General features: G+C 66.6%; 14 protein-coding genes. 6 read left to right on the top strand and 8 right to left on the bottom strand.

Annotation, left to right across the window (positions count from 1 at the left end; genetic code table 11):
• The first annotated feature begins 78 nt into the window (after positions 1–78).
• Positions 79–465 (top strand): winged helix-turn-helix transcriptional regulator, encoded by a 387-nt coding sequence (locus AC3EC3_RS13795; RefSeq protein ID WP_488490179.1) that lies wholly within the window; start codon positions 79–81, stop codon positions 463–465.
• A gap of 61 nt (positions 466–526) precedes the next feature.
• On the opposite strand, the gene AC3EC3_RS13790 is transcribed toward AC3EC3_RS13795, so the two are convergent.
• Positions 527–751: a hypothetical protein gene (locus AC3EC3_RS13790; RefSeq protein ID WP_488490178.1), complete on the bottom strand. Its 225-nt coding sequence runs from the start codon at positions 749–751 to the stop codon at positions 527–529.
• A gap of 265 nt (positions 752–1,016) precedes the next feature.
• Entirely contained in the window at positions 1,017–1,325 is a 309-nt protein-coding gene (locus tag AC3EC3_RS13785) for a DUF1244 domain-containing protein (RefSeq protein ID WP_488490177.1), read from the bottom strand.
• Between the two features lie 78 nt (positions 1,326–1,403).
• Here AC3EC3_RS13785 and pyk point away from each other — a divergent pair, with 78 nt between their 5' ends.
• Complete coding sequence (pyk, locus tag AC3EC3_RS13780; RefSeq protein ID WP_488490176.1) at positions 1,404–2,885, top strand: pyruvate kinase; 1,482 nt, start codon at positions 1,404–1,406, stop codon at positions 2,883–2,885.
• A gap of 45 nt (positions 2,886–2,930) precedes the next feature.
• Here pyk and AC3EC3_RS13775 read toward each other — a convergent pair whose 3' ends face one another.
• The 3 genes from AC3EC3_RS13775 to AC3EC3_RS13765 are packed head-to-tail and all read right to left on the bottom strand — an operon-like array spanning position 2,931 to position 5,271.
• Positions 2,931–3,995: an FUSC family protein gene (locus AC3EC3_RS13775; RefSeq protein ID WP_488490175.1), complete on the bottom strand. Its 1,065-nt coding sequence runs from the start codon at positions 3,993–3,995 to the stop codon at positions 2,931–2,933.
• Positions 3,992–4,576, bottom strand: a complete 585-nt coding sequence (locus tag AC3EC3_RS13770) for a sugar O-acetyltransferase (RefSeq protein WP_488490174.1) — start codon at positions 4,574–4,576, stop codon at positions 3,992–3,994. Before AC3EC3_RS13770 ends, AC3EC3_RS13775 begins: the two co-directional genes overlap by 4 nt.
• A gap of 20 nt (positions 4,577–4,596) precedes the next feature.
• A complete protein-coding gene (locus AC3EC3_RS13765; RefSeq protein ID WP_488490173.1) occupies positions 4,597–5,271 on the bottom strand; it encodes a YggS family pyridoxal phosphate-dependent enzyme in 675 nt (224 codons plus the stop codon).
• An 88-nt stretch (positions 5,272–5,359) separates the two neighbouring features.
• On the opposite strand from AC3EC3_RS13765, the gene AC3EC3_RS13760 reads away from it, so the two are divergent.
• From AC3EC3_RS13760 to AC3EC3_RS13750, 3 genes are all read left to right on the top strand, one after another.
• On the top strand, positions 5,360–5,866 hold the full coding sequence (locus AC3EC3_RS13760; protein WP_488490172.1) for a thiamine phosphate synthase: 507 nt from the start codon (positions 5,360–5,362) through the stop codon (positions 5,864–5,866).
• Positions 5,867–6,025: 159 nt separating this feature from the next.
• Positions 6,026–8,425: a DNA translocase FtsK gene (locus AC3EC3_RS13755; RefSeq protein WP_488490171.1), complete on the top strand. Its 2,400-nt coding sequence runs from the start codon at positions 6,026–6,028 to the stop codon at positions 8,423–8,425.
• Positions 8,426–8,526: 101 nt separating this feature from the next.
• The gene (locus AC3EC3_RS13750) at positions 8,527–9,684 is read left to right on the top strand and encodes a threonine aldolase family protein (protein ID WP_488490170.1); all 1,158 of its coding nucleotides are present in this window, start codon (positions 8,527–8,529) and stop codon (positions 9,682–9,684) included.
• 11 nt (positions 9,685–9,695) lie between these two features.
• On the opposite strand, the gene AC3EC3_RS13745 is transcribed toward AC3EC3_RS13750, so the two are convergent.
• Positions 9,696–11,318 (bottom strand): M20/M25/M40 family metallo-hydrolase, encoded by a 1,623-nt coding sequence (locus AC3EC3_RS13745; RefSeq protein ID WP_488490169.1) that lies wholly within the window; start codon positions 11,316–11,318, stop codon positions 9,696–9,698.
• Between the two features lie 284 nt (positions 11,319–11,602).
• On the opposite strand from AC3EC3_RS13745, the gene AC3EC3_RS13740 reads away from it, so the two are divergent.
• Positions 11,603–13,312, top strand: coding sequence for a cation:proton antiporter domain-containing protein (locus AC3EC3_RS13740; protein ID WP_488490258.1), 1,710 nt, complete (start codon positions 11,603–11,605; stop codon positions 13,310–13,312).
• A gap of 21 nt (positions 13,313–13,333) precedes the next feature.
• Here the strand turns inward: AC3EC3_RS13740 and AC3EC3_RS13735 are convergent, their stop codons facing one another.
• The gene (locus tag AC3EC3_RS13735; protein ID WP_488490168.1) at positions 13,334–13,741 is read right to left on the bottom strand and encodes an acyl-CoA thioesterase; all 408 of its coding nucleotides are present in this window, start codon (positions 13,739–13,741) and stop codon (positions 13,334–13,336) included.
• Positions 13,742–13,817: 76 nt separating this feature from the next.
• The gene (locus tag AC3EC3_RS13730; protein ID WP_488490167.1) at positions 13,818–15,911 is read right to left on the bottom strand and encodes a S9 family peptidase; all 2,094 of its coding nucleotides are present in this window, start codon (positions 15,909–15,911) and stop codon (positions 13,818–13,820) included.
• Positions 15,912–15,941 lie beyond the last annotated feature (30 nt).

The following is a 15,941-nucleotide window of genomic DNA, read 5'->3' as shown; positions in this document are numbered from 1 at the left end:
CCTGTTAGGTATATCATGGATACCTGGGTTCAAGAACGCACCTTGAATAACCCAGGTATACCCAAGGAAACCGCTCCCGTGTCCGTCGCTCTCAAACCCGATTGCATACACTTTACCGTGGACTGCCCCAGCCGCCTGCTGTTCGACCAGATCAGCGACAAGTGGTCAATGATGGTGCTGACCGTGCTCGACAAGGGACCGATGCGCTTCAACGCGATCCGCCGCCAGATCGAGGGACTGACGCAGAAATCACTGACCCTGTGCCTGCGCCGGATGGAGCGCAACGGGCTGCTCCATCGCCGGGTCATCCCCGGCTCGCCGGTCGCGGTGGAGTACGAAATCACCGCGCTTGGCCGCTCGTTGCAGGCGCCCTTCAAGGCGCTCTATCGCTGGACCATGGAGAACATGGCCGAGGTGGACCAGGCCCGCGCCGCCTTCGACGAACGCCTGCTGGTGGAGGCGTGAGGGGCGGAGCCTTGTGAGGTGTGGAATACTGGGCGACTTTGGGTGGGGAGCAGACTATCCGTTATCGACGTCGACGGCCTTGGAACAGAATAATTCCCACCACCACTACTGTACAGATTAACGCATTGAACATACTGCCAAAGACGATTGATAAACCAACCTGCCCATCACCATGGGGCTCGGTATACATATACCATCGCGTCAAGGCGCTTTCGCTCACAAGGTAGCCAAGTGGAAGAGCGATCGCTCCTGAAATCATGGCAAAAGCAATGCGCTTCCAAGTCATACAGCGATGCTGCCTGTTTATCTGCGTGCCCGCAATGGGGCAAAACCCACACGCTTTCTCTGCCTGGCCTAATGGCAAGATCCAGACTTCCCCACCCTCGTTTCGTCATCCCCGCGGAAGCGGGGATCCAGTCGGCGTATTCAACGCAGCGTTCGACAAAACCGAGAGAGCGAAGCTGGATTCCCGCCTACGCGGGAATGACGAAGATTTAGAAAACGATGGCAGCATTCAGCGGGTGTTCTCACACAAACCCCCCCCTGCCCCCTCACCCGTTCTTCTTCAGGCTCTCTTCCATCCGGGCGAGCTGCTCGGGCGTCGCGGGGGTCTGGTGCTTCGTCTTCCATTCCTCGGCGCTCATGCCGTGGATCACTTCGCGCGCGGCGACCTTGTCACCTTCGTAGCCGCCTTCGCGAATCCAGTCGGCCAGGCAATTGCGGCAGAACCCGGCAAGCCCCATCAGGTCGATGTTCTGCGCATCGTGCCGGTGGCGCAGATGGCGCACCAGATGGCGGAAGGCGGCAGCGGCGGTTGCATCGTCGAGAGTATCGAGCGGGTCGGTCCGGTTTTCGGTCATCGTGGGCGGTTCGTCCTTGGTTTGTCGGGCAGGCTTTGCCATATCGCGCGGGGACTACGCAAAGAGGAAAGAACCACCGTGGCCATTCAGACCTATCGCCGCTCGCCGCACCACCGGGGGATCACGCGCCAGCGCAAGGTAAAAATTCTCGCCACGCTCGGCCCTGCCAGCCGGGACAAGGCGACCATCGAGAAGCTGCTGCGCGCAGGTGCCGACGCCTTCCGCGTCAACATGAGCCACGGCGACCACGAAACCCACCGCGAGACGATCGCCAACATCCGCGCCGTCGAGAAGGACGTGGGCCGCCCGGTCGCGGTGCTGTGCGACCTGCAAGGGCCAAAGCTGCGCGTCGGCACGTTCAAGGACGGCAAGGCGTTCATCCGCCATTCCGCGCACTTCACGCTCGACAACAATCCCGAGCCGGGCGACGACAACCGCGTCTGCCTGCCGCATCCCGAGCTGTTCGGCATCCTCCAGAAGGGCCAGCGCCTGCTGATCGACGACGGCAAGCTGCGCCTCGTCGTCATTCGCGCAGAACCGGACTCGATCCTGTGCAGCGCCGAAGTCGGCGGGCCGATCTCCGACCGCAAGGGCGTGAACATCCCCGACGCCATCGTGCCGGTGCCCGCGCTGACCGAGAAGGACCGCCGCGACCTCGCCTTCGCGGTGGAGCAGAAGGCGGACTGGATCGGCCTGTCGTTCGTCCAGCGCGCCGAGGACGTTGCCGAGGCGCGCAGCCTGATGGGCAATCACGGCGCACTGATGGCCAAGATCGAGAAGCCCGCCGCGGTCGGCAATCTCGATGCGATCATCGAACTGTCGGACGGCATCATGGTGGCGCGCGGCGATCTGGGTGTCGAGCTGCTGCCCGAGGAAGTGCCGCCGATCCAGAAGCACATCGTCGCCCGCACCCGCGCCAGCGGCAAGCCGGTGGTGGTGGCAACGCAGATGCTGGAATCGATGATCACCAGCCCCTCGCCCACCCGCGCCGAAGTCTCCGACGTCGCCAACGCGGTCTATGACGGCGCCGACGTGGTGATGCTCTCGGCCGAGACGGCGGCGGGGCAGTGGCCGGTCGAGGCGGTCACGATCATGGACCGCATCGCCGCCAAGGCCGAGGCCGACGAGACCTATCGCCAGCGCATCCACCTGACGCAGACACCACCCGATGCCACCACGGCGGACGCGCTGGCCGAAGCCTGCGCCAGCATCGCCAATGCCCTGCCGATCGAGGGCATCGTGGTGTTCACCGGCTCGGGCATCTCGGCCCGCCGCGTCGCGCGCGAGCGTCCCTCGGTACCGATGCTGGTGCTCACCCCGTCGATGGACACCGCGCGCCGCGTCGCGCTGCTGTGGGGCACGCATGCCGTTGCCACCCGCGATATCGGCAGCTTCGAGGAGATGATCGCCAAGGGCAAGCGCATGGCGCTGCGCCATGGCTTCGGCGCGGCGGGCACCAAGCTGGTGACGCTGGCCGGCGTGCCCTTCGGCGTGCCGGGCTCGACCAACCTGCTGCATGTCGTCACGCTGACCGGCAACGAGCTGGATACGGCGGAGTAATCCGAATAGGCGGGAGCGCTCAGGACCGGGCGTTCCCGCTTTCCCTCACCCCATCGGCGTATCGTCGGCCTGCCGCCAGGGCCGAAGCGGGCTGTGCGGGAACAGCGCCGCCACGCCAAGCGCGATCCCGCCGCCCAGCATCGTCGCGATCAGGCGATGGACAGCGTTGATCTCGGGCGTGGCGAGCCCTCCCAGCGAGACCAGCAGCACTGCACTGGCGGTGATCGCGGTGGACAGCCCGGCATAGTGCGCCTTCTGCAGCGAGAACGCGCACCACGAAGCGATGGCCATGCCCGTCACCAGCACCCAGGTATCGTTGCGGCAGGCGATCGACAGCACCGAGGCGAGACCCGCGCCGACGAACGTCCCGCCGAGCCGCTCCAGCCCGCGCGTGCGGGTTTCGTGCAGGCGAGGCTTCAATACCAACAGTGCGGTCATCGGCGCCCAGTAGCCATTGACGAGGCCCAGCGCGTCGCCTGCCAGCAGGCTCGCCACCACGCAGAGCGCGGCGCGCAACATGTGGGCGCGGATCAGGCGCGGGTCGGCGTCGTGCTCACCGGGGCCACCGGCATAGGCATGCGCCGCGCGCGGAAACAGCCACGCCAGCGCCATCACCATCGCCGCCTGAATGCCACCGCCCACCAGCACCATCTCGGTGCGGAACAGCGCATTGTGCAATGGCCCATGGAAGTGCCCGGCGATCAGGAACACGATGGCGACCTGCAAGGCTACCCACCATTGCTGGGTATCGCGCAGTGCCAGCCAGGCGACGATCACCGCCAGAAGCGCCGTCATCGGCACATAGACCGGCGCGATCCCGCCCAGCAGCGTGCCTGCAAAACTCGCCGCCATCATTCCTGCGAGCGCGGCCAGCATCGCCGCCCAGCGTCGTCCGAACAGATCGTGCGCCGAACCGAAGCCGACGCTGAAGGCGGAACCCGCCGCCATCGCCCCGCCCACCGGGTTGCCCAGCGCCACGCCGCCCAGAAAGATCAGCGGCAGCGCGGGCAGCGCCAGCAGCCCCTCGCGCCAGTGCATCGGCGCGAAATAGCGCTCGCCCAGCGCCGTCAGACGAGCGCGGAGACGGTATGCAAAACCTTTGCCGGTCATCGCGGAGCCTGACACTTGCCGCTCACCACCGACGAGTAAGGCGGACGGGCAGGATTGCCGACGACGGTCGTGCCCGGCGCCACGTTGCGCGTCACCACCGCGCCCGCGCCGACAAGAGCATCGTCGCCGATGGTCACGCCGGGCAGCACGATGGCGCCCGCGCCGATCCACACGTTGCGTCCGATCACCACGGGACGCCCCCATTCGAGGCCGCTGGCGCGCTCCACCGGATCGCGCGGATGGTCGGCGGTGAGAATCTGCACGCCGCTGCCGATCTGCGTGCCCTCGCCGATGGTGACGGCCACCACGTCGAGAATCACGCAGTTGAAGTTCAGGAACACGCCCGCGCCCAGTGCGATGTTGAAGCCGTAGTCGCAGTGGAACGGCGGGCGGATCGTCGCGCCCTCGCCCACGCTGGCGAAGCGCTCGCGCAGCATCGCGAAACGCTCGTCCGCATCGACAAGGCCGTTGTAGCGCATCATCCATTCGGCGGCGGCGCGCTGGTCGGCGACGATTTCCGGGCAGGAGGCGCGATAGGGCTCGCCCGCCAGCATCTTCTGCTTTTCGCTGCGCTCCGCCATCAGGCGCCCTCCGTCAGGTGCTATCCGCGCGCGCCGAACAGCGCGCTGCCCACGCGCACATGCGTCGCGCCCAGCATCACCGCGACCTCGAAATCGCCGCTCATGCCCATCGACAGCTGCGAGACGCCGTTGTCGACCGCGATCTTGGCGAGCAGCGCGAAGAACGGCGCCGCCTCGATGTCGGCAGGCGGCACGCACATCAGGCCCGACACCGGCACATCTGCGGTGCGGGCGGCGCCCAGCAGCGCGGGCACATCGGCAATCGCACAGCCGCCCTTCTGCTCTTCGGCGCCGATGTTCACCTGCACGAAGCACGGCACCCGGCGCCCCGCCTTGTCCATCGCCTTGCCCAGCGCTTCGACCAGCGAGGGCCGGTCAAGCGAATGAATGCCGTCGAACAGCGCAACCGCATCTTCGGCCTTGTTCGACTGAAGCTGGCCGACGAGATGCAGCGCGATGCCCTCATGCGCCTCACGCAGGGCGGGCCATTTCGCCTGCGCTTCCTGCACGCGGTTCTCGCCGAACACCCGCTGGCCCTGCGCGATCAGCGGCGCGATCAGCTCGGCGGGGTGGGTCTTGGAAATCGCGATCAGCTCGACCGCGTCTTCCGGGCGACCGGCAATGCGGGCAGCCTGCGCGATGCGGGCGCGGATGTCTTCCAGAGCGGTGAGCGGGCGAGTGGCGGGCGTCGTCATGTCTTCTCGATCCATGGGCAGGTGCTATAGCGCCTGCGTGCCGAACCGCCACCCGCCTCTTGCCGCAAGGCCCTTCAAATGCCCCGCGATGTGGCTCATCAGCGACGCCCGCAACGATGCGCGGCTGGAGCGCGTGCTTGCCCGCCTGCCGCGCGGATCGGGCTTCGTGTTCCGCCACTACCACCTTTCGCCCGAGGAACGGCTGGCGCGCTGGCGCAGGCTGCAGCGCATCGCACGCCGCTTCGGCCACTGCGCGGTGTTCGCCGGAACCATGGCCGAAGCGCGCCGCCACCACGCCGACGGCGCCTATGGCGCGCCGGAACGCCTCACGCGCGGCGCGGCAGGCCTGCGCCTCGTCACCGCGCATTCGCTGCGCGAACTGGCGCAAGCCCGGCGATCCCGCGCCGTTGCAGTGCTGCTCTCACCGGTCTTCGCGACGGACTCCCACCCCGGCGCGCCTTCGCTCGGCCCCTTGCGCTTTCGCCTGCTGGCCGCGCGCGCCGGACTTCCCGTAATCGCGCTGGGCGGCATGACAAAGCATCGCGCTACTACGCTGGCCCCGCACGCATGGGCCGCCATCGATGGGCACTTATAATCAAGGCGCTGAGATGCTGACGCATCACGCCTTGGCAATGCTCAAGCGCCGCACGGGCTTAACCAAATCTCCCGCCCACAGCGATGTTCACGGTCCATTCTTGACGCCGAGTCCCCCCGGCGGGCATAATCGGGGCAGATTTCGGAAGGTATTTTTGTAATGGCGACACGACCCATGGGCAGCGGCCGAAGGGCGACCAAGCCGGACTGGCGTGCCGTCCTGCGCCGGTCGCTGCGGCGCGCCACCGAACTGAGCGGCGCGATCGCGCTGTTCGCGGTGATGGTCTACCTCGCGCTGGCGCTGGTGAGCTATCACCAGACCGACCCGTCCGCCTCCACCGCCGCCGCCAGCGGCGCGGTGCAGAACTGGATGGGGACGCCCGGCGCCTGGATCGCCGAGCGCGCGCTGTTCTTCTTCGGGCCGGTTTCCGCGCTGTTCCTTCCGCTGCTCTACGTCTTCGCGCGCAAGCTGTGGCTGCTGGTCGAGGAAGACGATCAGGAGATCGAGCATAGCAACCAGCGCTGGTGGCGCCCGGTGCTGGTGCTGGCAATCGGCATCGCACTGATCTGCACGGTGCTCTCGCTGTTGTTCACCCAGCCCGGCAGCACCCTGCCCGCCTCGTGGGGCGGCCTTGCCGGCCTGCTCGGCGCGCACGGGATCGACGCGCTGGCGGGCCTTGCCCCCGATGGCGTGGCGGGCTGGATCAAGCTGGTGCTCGCGCTCGCCTGCGCCTCGATCGGCGTGGCGCTGGTCGGCCGGGTCTTCGCGTTCGACTGGGCGCGTCTGCTGACGCTGCCCGGCAAGATCGGCCGCGTCACCGACGCGCTGCCCTCGGCTTCCGACCTGCCCTTCGCGCGCGGCGCCAAGGAAAACGCAACCGACGACGAGGACGCCGCTCCCCGCGCCAAGGCCAAGGCCCGTCCCGAAGCGAACCTCGCTTCCGCGCCGGACAAGCCCCGCCGCGCGCCCGAGATCAGCGATCCCAAGGCCTCGCCCGCGCCCGCGCAGCTGGCCCTTGGCGCGCGCCAGAAGGACATGTTCGACAAGTACGAGCTGCCCAGCCTGGAACTGCTCGCCGATCCGCCGCCCAACTCGCAGCCCAAGATCGACAAGTCGAGCCTGGAGAGCAACGCGCGTCTGCTCGAAACCGTGCTCGACGACTTCAACGTGAAGGGCGAGATCACCGCCGTGCGCACCGGCCCGGTCGTCACCATGTACGAGCTGGAACCCGCGCCCGGCATCAAGGCCAGCCGCGTCATCGGCCTCGCCGACGATATCGCCCGCAACATGAGCGCGATCTCGGCCCGCGTCTCCTCGATTCCGGGACGCACGGTGATGGGTATCGAACTGCCCAACGCCAATCGCCAGATGGTCTCGTTCAAGGAGATGGTCGCCTCGGAAGCCTTCGCCGCGCACAAGGGCCTGCTGCCGATCATCCTGGGCAAGGATATCGCGGGCGAGCCGATCGTCGCCGACCTCGCGACGATGCCCCACCTGCTCGTCGCCGGTACGACCGGTTCGGGTAAGTCGGTGGGTCTCAACGCGATCCTGCTCTCGCTGCTCTATCGCCTGACGCCCGCGCAGTGCCGCCTGATCCTCGTCGATCCCAAGGTGCTCGAACTCAAGAGCTACGACGATATTCCGCACCTGCTCTCGCCCGTCGTCACCGAGCCGCCCAAGGCGGTGCGCGCGCTCAAGTGGGCGGTCGAGGAAATGGAGCGCCGCTATCGCCAGATGAGCGAGATTTCGGTGCGCAACCTTTCGGGCTTCAATGACAAGGTGCGCAAGGCCGCCGCCAAGGGCGAGCCGCTGGGCCGCCGCGTGCAGACCGGCTTCGATCAGGAAACCGGCGAGCCGCTCTACGAAGAGAACCAGTTCGACTACGAAGTGCTGCCGCAGATCGTCCTGATCGTCGACGAGCTGGCGGACCTCATGGTCACGGTCGGCAAGGAAATCGAAGTGCTGATCCAGCGGCTTGCGCAAAAGAGCCGCGCGGCAGGCATCCACCTCATCATGGCGACACAGCGCCCGTCGGTCGACGTCATCACCGGCGTCATCAAGGCCAACCTGCCGACGCGCATCTCTTTCGCCGTCACCAGCCGCATCGACAGCCGCACGATCCTGGGCGAACAGGGCGCCGAGCAGCTGTTGGGCAAGGGCGACATGCTCTACAAGCCCAGCTCCGACCCGGTGAAGCGCGTCCACGGTCCGTTCGTTTCGGACGAGGAAGTCGAACATGTCGCCGATTACTGGCGCACGCAGGGCAAGCCAGACTACATCGATGCCGTCACCGAAGAGCCCGAGGAAGGCAGCTTCGGCTTCGACGACCTCGACGCCACGGCTTCGGACCAGCCGGAAGAGCGCAAGTACCGGCAGGTGTGCCATCTGGTGTTCGAGAACCAGAAAGTCTCGGTCTCGTGGCTCCAACGCCAGATGGGCGTGGGCTACAACACCGCCGCCAAGTGGGTGGAGCGCATGGAGAACGACGGCTTCGTCGGCCCCGCCAACCACGTCGGCCGCCGCGATATCTACCGCGACGAGAACGGCAACCCGCTCTAGGATCGATCAACTCTAAAGGCGCGGCAAGCCCATCCGTCTGCCCAGCAGTGGCGAGAGGGAGGGGCTTGCAGGCATTCCAGCGCCGCCGCATGAAGCCGGGCATGACCGATACCGATGCCCTGACCGCCGAACGCGCCCGGCTGCGCCTGACCTGCCGCCACCTCGCCGGGGCTGGCCCTATCCGTCCCGCCGAGCATTTCGAGGCCATCGCGGGCTGGCTGCGCGAAAACGGCCCCCATCACACCGACGCCGGGTTCGCCCCCGGACTGGAACCCGACAACTACGGGACCGGCGCAATGGTGGAGGACTTCGAGGCCGAAGTCGCCGCGCTGTTCGGCCTGCCTGCCGCGCGCTTCATGCCGTCGGGCTGCATGGCCCAGCCGATCGCGCTGCGCATCTGGAGCGACCGCGCGGGCAACAGGGCCACCGCCTTTCACCCCACCTCGCACCTCGAACTGCACGAGGAAGGCGGCTACCGCGAACTTCATGGGCTTCACGCCCACCTGCTGGGCGAGGCACACCGCCCGACGACACCCGCCGACCTGCTCGCGCTGATCGAGCCCGGCGGCGCGGCACACGACACGGGGCTCGCCAGCCTGCTGATCGAACTGCCCGCGCGCGAGATCGGCGGCCAGCTGCCGTCATGGGACGAACTGACCACGCTCAGCCGCTTGTGCCGCGCGCGCGGCATCCGGCTGCACCTCGACGGCGCGCGGGTGTGGCAGGCCGCTCCCGCCTATGGCCGCAGCCTTGCCGAGATCGCCGCGCTGTTCGATTCGGTCTACGTCTCGTTCTACAAGGACGTCGGCGCGCTGGCGGGCGCCATGCTGCTCGGCCCGAAGGACTTCATCGACGAGGCGGCCGTGTGGCAGCGCCGACAGGGCGGCACGCTGCATTCGGCCATGGCCAACATCGTCTCGGCCCGGATGCGGCTTTCCGCCTGCCTCGATCGCATGCCGCGCCTGATCGAGCGCGCCCGCGAGGTCGCCGCGCTGTTCGGCGCCCACCCCCGCGCCCATGTGCTGCCCGACCCGCCGCACACGAGCATGTTCCACCTGCATCTGGACGGTGAGCGCGAAGACCTGCTCACCGCGCGTGACCGGGTGGCGGGCGAGACCGGCATCTGGCTGTTTGCGAATCTCAAACCCGTGCCGGGCGAGACCGGCCGGTTTTCGGTCGAACTCTCGATGGGCCCGGCCAGCCTCGAGCTGGGCGATGGCGAGCTTGGGGCTGCCATCGCCCAGTTGCTTCGGAATTAAAGTTTCCGCGCTTACTTCTCCGCCGGATCCTTCACCGCGAAGGGATCAGCCTTGCTCGGCTGCGTTGGCAGGGGGCCGCGCGGCAGCTCTTCGTCGGAATTGGCAGCCTGCCACAGCATTGCGGCCATGATCGTGGCGGCCTGCCGCATGTCGTCGGCCTTCATGTGATCGACGGTATCGAGATTCGAGTGATGGACCCGGCTGCCATAGTCGAGCGGGTCCTGAATGAACTGGAAGCCCGGCAGACCGATCGCCTGCATATATTCGTGATCGGTGCCGCCGGTGCGCCCGGTCACGACACTGCCAGCCCCCATCGATTCAAACGGAGCAAGCCATTTCTTCAACAGCGGCTCGGCAGCCACGTTGTCTTCGGCATAGATGCCGCGGATCTTGCCCGAACCGTTGTCGAGATTGAAGTAGGCCTTCATCTCACCATATTCGGGCTTCGTGGTGATCGGCCAGGCGGTGGTCCATTTCGCGAAACGGTCCAGTCCCAGCACATCGGCGCCAAGCGGGCGGGTGGCGAAGTGTCGTTCGATATAGGCGATCGAGCCGAGCAGCCCCTGCTCCTCGCCCGTCCACAGCGCGAAGCGGATGGTGCGGCGGGGCTTCGGCATCGTGGCGAGGATGCGCGCGGCCTCCAGCACGACGATGCTCCCCGAACCGTTGTCGGTGGCACCGTCACCCGCGATCCAGCTGTCGAAGTGGCCGCCTGCCATCACGTATCCGGCTTTCGGATCACGGCCCGGAATGTCCGCGATCACGTTGGCGGCATCGGTCATCCCGGCAGAACCGTGCGCGGCGATGGCCAGTTCGATCTCGGGCGCGGTGCCGATCATCGTCAGGCGGGCAAGGCGGCGATAGTCTTCCGCGCCCAACTCCATGAACGGCAGCGCAAGACCCTGTCCCGGTACGAAATTATAGCCCTCGCCATGCACAAGCCCGCCATCGCGCGAACTGATCCGCACCATGGCCACGGCGCCTTCGGTCTTGAGAAACTCCGATAGATCATGCGCAAAATGCACGCGTTCGGCGAATTCAGCGAAGGGCTCCTGATCGTCGGACGGCAGATCGTAGCTGTCACGCTTGGCGATGTCGGCTGCATCGTAGCGGCGGAACGCGGGCTTGTCCGGCTCGCTGCCGGTACCGGGGAGCGAGACAAGCACGATCTTGCCCGCCAGCTTGCCCTTCCAGTCTGCGAACTGGTCTTTCTTCGTGATCGGCGCCAGCACCACCTGCGCGCGCAGCGTACCATCGGTGGAGGGCGACCACGCCACCGGGATCGAGCGCATGTCGAGCCCGCGCGGCGTCAACATCCGGGCATGCCAGCTATCGAGATTCCACGCAGTGCCGAACGGATAGCTTTCCTTGTGTACGTTGCTGAGGCCATACTGGCTGAAGCGCGCCATCGCCCAGTCCTGCGCCCTGGCAAGGCTCTCCGAGCCCGTCAGGCGCGGGCCGATCACATCGATCAGTTGCCCTGCATCGAGCATCGCCTGGCTATGGCTGAGACCCTGATCGAGGATGATGTCGATCTGTGCGGGCGTGCTCTGCGTCGATGGCGCGGCCTCCACCGCGCCCATGGGAAGCAGCACCAGCGCCGTGGCGGCGCCCGCGAGAAGTGTCTGTCGCATCCGGAAAAATCCCCCTGTCGTATATGAACGCAACCATCGCACGGACCTCGATCAATGCAAGCCTGCAATGCGAACAGAGCCCTGGGCAGAGGCGCAAGCGGGCGGTCATGACAAAACGCCCCCCTACCCGTGCATGGGTTGGCCCGCGCGGCGTTCCCGCCTAGGGTACGCCGAAAGGTCGCGCAGGCGGTGTCGCGATCCCCGGTTCCCCAAAAGGCCCCGGTTCCCCCGAAAGGCGATGCGTGCACGATAGCGGACAAACCTTCCTTCTGGCCGAAGGCACGATGCTGCTGGGCACGGCCCTGCTGTTCGTCCTTTTGTTCCGCAAGCTGGGTCTGGGTGCGACGCTGGGCTATCTGCTCGCCGGTGCCATTCTGGGGCCTTATGCGCTGGGCCTCGTCGGCGATGCACAAGGTAAGATGGGCATTGCCGAGCTGGGGATCACCCTGCTGCTGTTCATCGTCGGGCTGGAACTGGCGCCGCGCCGCCTGTGGCAGATGCGACACGAGATCTTCGGGCTTGGCCTTTTGCAGGTGGTGCTCTGCGGCCTTGCCATCACCGGCATCCTGCATTTCGTGGTTGGTTTCAGTCTCGACGCTTCGCTGGCGCTGGGCCTGCCGCTGGCGCTGTCCTCGACCGCGCAGGTCCTGCCGATGCTCCAGAGCGCGGGCCGCCTGCATACCCCGATGGGCGAGCGTGCCTTTGCCGTGCTGCTGTTCCAGGATCTCTCGATCATCCCGATGATCACCTTCATCGCCGCGCTGAACCGAAACCCGGACCTGCCCGCAGGCCCTCCGGGCTGGCAGCTGGCGCTGACGACGGTCGCCGCGATCGTCGGCCTGATCGTTGCCGGGCGCTTCGTGATCCGCCCGCTGTTCCGCCTGATCGGCAATCTGGGCGAGCGCGAGATGTTCGTGTTCGCCGCGCTGTTCACGGTGATCGCCGCTGCCGCGCTGATGCAGTACCTGGGCCTCTCGACCGCGCTGGGCGCCTTCATCGCCGGGGTCATGCTGGCCGACAGCCCCTATCGCCACGAGCTGGAAGCCGATGTCGAGCCGTTCCGCTCGATCCTGCTGGGCCTGTTCTTCATGTCGGTGGGCATGATGCTGGACCTGTCCGCCATTGCCGAGCGACCGGTCTTCGTGATCGCGATGGCCGTGGCGCTGATCGCGGCGAAGGGCGGCATCATCACCGGGCTTGGCATGCTGTTCCGCATGCCCTGGCGGCAGGCGCTGGCTTTCGGCCTGCTGCTGAGCCAGGGCGGCGAGTTCGGCTTCGTACTGTTCGCACAGGCGCAGGACGCGCGCCTGATCGCCCCCGAAGCCTCCAGCCTGTTCAGCGCCATCGTCACCCTCTCGATGGTGACGACGCCGTTCCTGATGATGGCCACGCGCCGCATCCGCGAGGCGCCGCAGGGCAAGGCCGAGACCCGCGAAGGCCCCAACGCCGACGGCGCCAGCGCGCTGGTCGTCGGCTATGGCCGCTTCGGGCAGACCGTCGGCCAGATCCTCAATGCCGCCGATATCGAGGTGACGCTGATCGACACCGACATCGAGATGATCGACATTGCCGGAAACTTCGGTGCCAAGGTCTATTTCGGCGATGGTCGCCGCATCGACCTGCTGCGGCAGGCAGGCGCGGCGGATGCGCAGCTGATCGCCTTCTGCATGGACGGGGACCAGCTGGACGAGGAATTCCTGCGCTCGGTCAACACCGCCTTCCCGCAGGCCGCGATCCACGTGCGCGCCTTCGACCGCCGCACCGTGCTGCGCCTGCACGAGGCACCCGTGACGTTCATGGTGCGCGAAGTGGTCGAATCCGCCGTGGTGCTCGCCCGTCAGGCGCTGGAGGGCATGGGCCTTTCGGTGCAGGAGATCGAGCGCGCCGAGGCGATGTACCGCACCAACGACGAGGAACGCTTCGCCGCCCAGTTCGAGGCGGGCACCTTGCGCGTCGCGCAGGACCGGATCATCACCTCGCCTCAGCCGAGATAGGGCCAGCCGAGATAGGAGGGTCTATCCCTCCACCGGCGCGAAAGGCGCGGCGACCTCGGGCGGGATGCGGTGGAGCCTGCCGCTGGCGATCTCGATCAGCGCCCATGTCGTGCGTGCCGAGATGATCACCTTGCCCGCCGCGTTGCGAAAGGCGACGCAGCGGTCGAACCGCGCGCCCTGCGGCCCCTCGGGAATCCACGTCTCCCCGGTCACACTCTCGCCCTCGCGGATATTGCCGCGATAGTCGATCTCGTGCCGGGTGACGACCCAGGCCCATACCGCCTGATGCTCGGGCGGTGCCACCGCTTCCCAGTGCGCGGTGGCCATCGCTTCCATCCACTGCACCCACACCGCGTTGTTGACGTGGCCCATCACATCGATGTGCTCTGCCTGCGCGGTGAAGGTCAGTGTGAAGCGATCGGCGCTCAATGATCGTACCTTTGCGATAGAGGCAATCCCCCACCCCCTGCCCCTCCCCTGAAGGGGAGGGGAGAAAGCGGCAGACTTAACCTTCGATGCCCAGCTGCCACAGGATGAAGGCGAATTCCTCCGCCGTTTCCTTCAGGCTTTCAAAGCGCCCGGACTTGCCGCCGTGGCCTGCACCCATATTGGTCTTGAGGATCAGCTCGTTGCCGTCCGTCTTCAACTCGCGCAGCTTCGCGACCCACTTGGCGGGCTCCCAGTAGGTCACACGCGGGTCGTTGAGGCCTGCCGTCACCATCAGCGGCGGATAGGCTTGCGCCGAGACCTGATCGTAGGGCGAATAGCTCAGGATCAGGTCGAAGGCGGCTTCGTCCTCGATCGGGTTGCCCCATTCGGGCCACTCGCCCGGCGTCAGGGGCAGGCTTTCGTCGAGCATCGTGTTGAGCACGTCGACGAAGGGCACATGCGCGACGACCGCGCCCCACAGCTCGGGATCGGAATTGATGACAGCGCCCATCAGCTCGCCGCCCGCAGAACCGCCCGAGATGCTGATCTGGCCCGGCGCGGTGAAGCCGAGGTCGACCAGCCCCTTGGCGACGTCCACGAAATCGTTGAACGTGTTGGTCCGGCGCTCCAGCTTGCCCGCCTTGTACCAGGCGCGGCCCATGTCGTCGCCGCCCCGGATATGCGCGATGGCATAGGCGAAGCCGCGATCGACAAGGCTGAGCCGCGTGGTCGAGAAACCCGGATCGATGCTGATGCCGTAGGCGCCATAGCCATAGAGGTGCAGCGGGCCGGCTCCGTTGCCGTTCTCCGCGCGGTCCTTGCGATACATGATCGAGACCGGAATCGCGGTACCGTCGCGCGCGGTGATTTCCAGCCGCTCGGTGGCGTAGAGATCGGCGTCGTAGCCCGAGGGGATTTCCTGGACCTTGAGCGTCTCGAATTTGCCCGTCGCCACCTCGTAATCGAGCACGGAGCTGGGCATCACCATCGATTCGTAGGACAGCCGCAGCTTCTCGACATGCCATTCGGGATTGCTGCCAAGGCCTGCCGAATAGCTGGCATCGGCGAAGGCGATCGGCTCGATCCGTGCGGGATCGTCGTAATAGCGCACCTCGATCCGGTCGAGCCCGCGCTCGCGGCCCTCGATCACGTAGAAGTCGCGGAACACGTCGACGCCGGTGAGGTAGAAGTGGTCCGTCCCCTCGATCACCACCGTCCAGTTCGACGGATCGGCGAGCGGCGCGGTCGCCAGCGCGAAGTTCTCGTGCGTGTGGTTGGTGTGGATGAACAGCGTGTCGGTGTGGACGTCGACATCGTATTCCACGCCCTTGACGCGTTCGCGCACAAGGATCTGCTCGCCCAGCGGATCGGCGGCGCGGACCAGACGCACTTCGCTGGTCTCGTGATCGCTGGTCCCGATCAGCAGCCATTCCTCATTGGCGGACAGCGAGGCGCCGACGCGGAAGCCCTCGTCATCCTCGTGGAACAGCTCGACATCCTTGTCGAGCGGCTCGCCCAGCCAGTGCAGGCGGGCGTTGTCGGTACGCCACTGCTCGTTGGCGAGCGAATAGACGATGCCCTTGTCGCCTGCGACCCAGACCAGACCCGACAGCGTGCCGGGAATCTCGTCCGCCAGAAGCTCGCCGGTTTCCAGGTTCTTGATCCGCGCGGTGAACCGCTCGGAGCCGTTGTCGTCCACCGAATAGGCCAGCAGGCGCCCGTCGTTGCTGGTGGCGATGGCGCCGAGGCGGAAGTATTCCAGCCCCTCGGCCAGCGCCACTTCATCGAGGATCAGCTCGTTCGCGGAAGCATCGTCGCCCGCCGAGACAGCGCGGCGCCACCACTTCTTGTATTCGGCGCCTTCCTCGAACTCGATCCAGTAGAGCCAGTCGCCATCCTTCTGCGGCACCGAGGTGTCGGCTTCCTTGATGCGCCCGCGCATTTCGGTGAACAGCGCGTCGATCCGGCCCTGATGCGGCGCCATGCGGTGCTCGAACCAGCCGTTCTCCGCCTCCAGATGCGCCAGCACCTCGGCATCCTTCACCTCCGGGTAGCCGGGATCGCGCAGCCAGGCGTAATCGTCGGCCACGGTGCGTCCGTGATGGGTGAAGGAGTGCGGTTTTTTCACCGCCGATGGAGGACCGGACAGGGTCTGGGTGGAATTGACCATCACCACCATCTATGTTGGCCGCATCACACC

The sequence above is a fragment of the Novosphingobium sp. BAM6 genome (assembly GCF_057784955.1).
The sequence above is the reverse complement of the archived record's forward strand: the minus strand, read 5'-3'. Positions and strand labels throughout refer to the sequence as shown.

Coding starts and splice junctions, on each gene's coding strand:
- AC3EC3_RS13790 (WP_488490178.1), bottom strand. CDS start 751: ATGACTTGGAAGCGCATTGCTTTTGCCATGATTTCAGGAGCGATCGCT.
- AC3EC3_RS13785 (WP_488490177.1), bottom strand. CDS start 1,325: ATGACCGAAAACCGGACCGACCCGCTCGATACTCTCGACGATGCAACC.
- AC3EC3_RS13775 (WP_488490175.1), bottom strand. CDS start 3,995: ATGACCGGCAAAGGTTTTGCATACCGTCTCCGCGCTCGTCTGACGGCG.
- AC3EC3_RS13770 (WP_488490174.1), bottom strand. CDS start 4,576: ATGGCGGAGCGCAGCGAAAAGCAGAAGATGCTGGCGGGCGAGCCCTAT.
- AC3EC3_RS13765 (WP_488490173.1), bottom strand. CDS start 5,271: ATGACGACGCCCGCCACTCGCCCGCTCACCGCTCTGGAAGACATCCGC.
- AC3EC3_RS13760 (WP_488490172.1), top strand. CDS start 5,360: ATGTGGCTCATCAGCGACGCCCGCAACGATGCGCGGCTGGAGCGCGTG.
- AC3EC3_RS13755 (WP_488490171.1), top strand. CDS start 6,026: ATGGCGACACGACCCATGGGCAGCGGCCGAAGGGCGACCAAGCCGGAC.
- AC3EC3_RS13750 (WP_488490170.1), top strand. CDS start 8,527: ATGACCGATACCGATGCCCTGACCGCCGAACGCGCCCGGCTGCGCCTG.
- AC3EC3_RS13745 (WP_488490169.1), bottom strand. CDS start 11,318: ATGCGACAGACACTTCTCGCGGGCGCCGCCACGGCGCTGGTGCTGCTT.
- AC3EC3_RS13740 (WP_488490258.1), top strand. CDS start 11,603: ATGCTGCTGGGCACGGCCCTGCTGTTCGTCCTTTTGTTCCGCAAGCTG.
- AC3EC3_RS13730 (WP_488490167.1), bottom strand. CDS start 15,911: ATGGTCAATTCCACCCAGACCCTGTCCGGTCCTCCATCGGCGGTGAAA.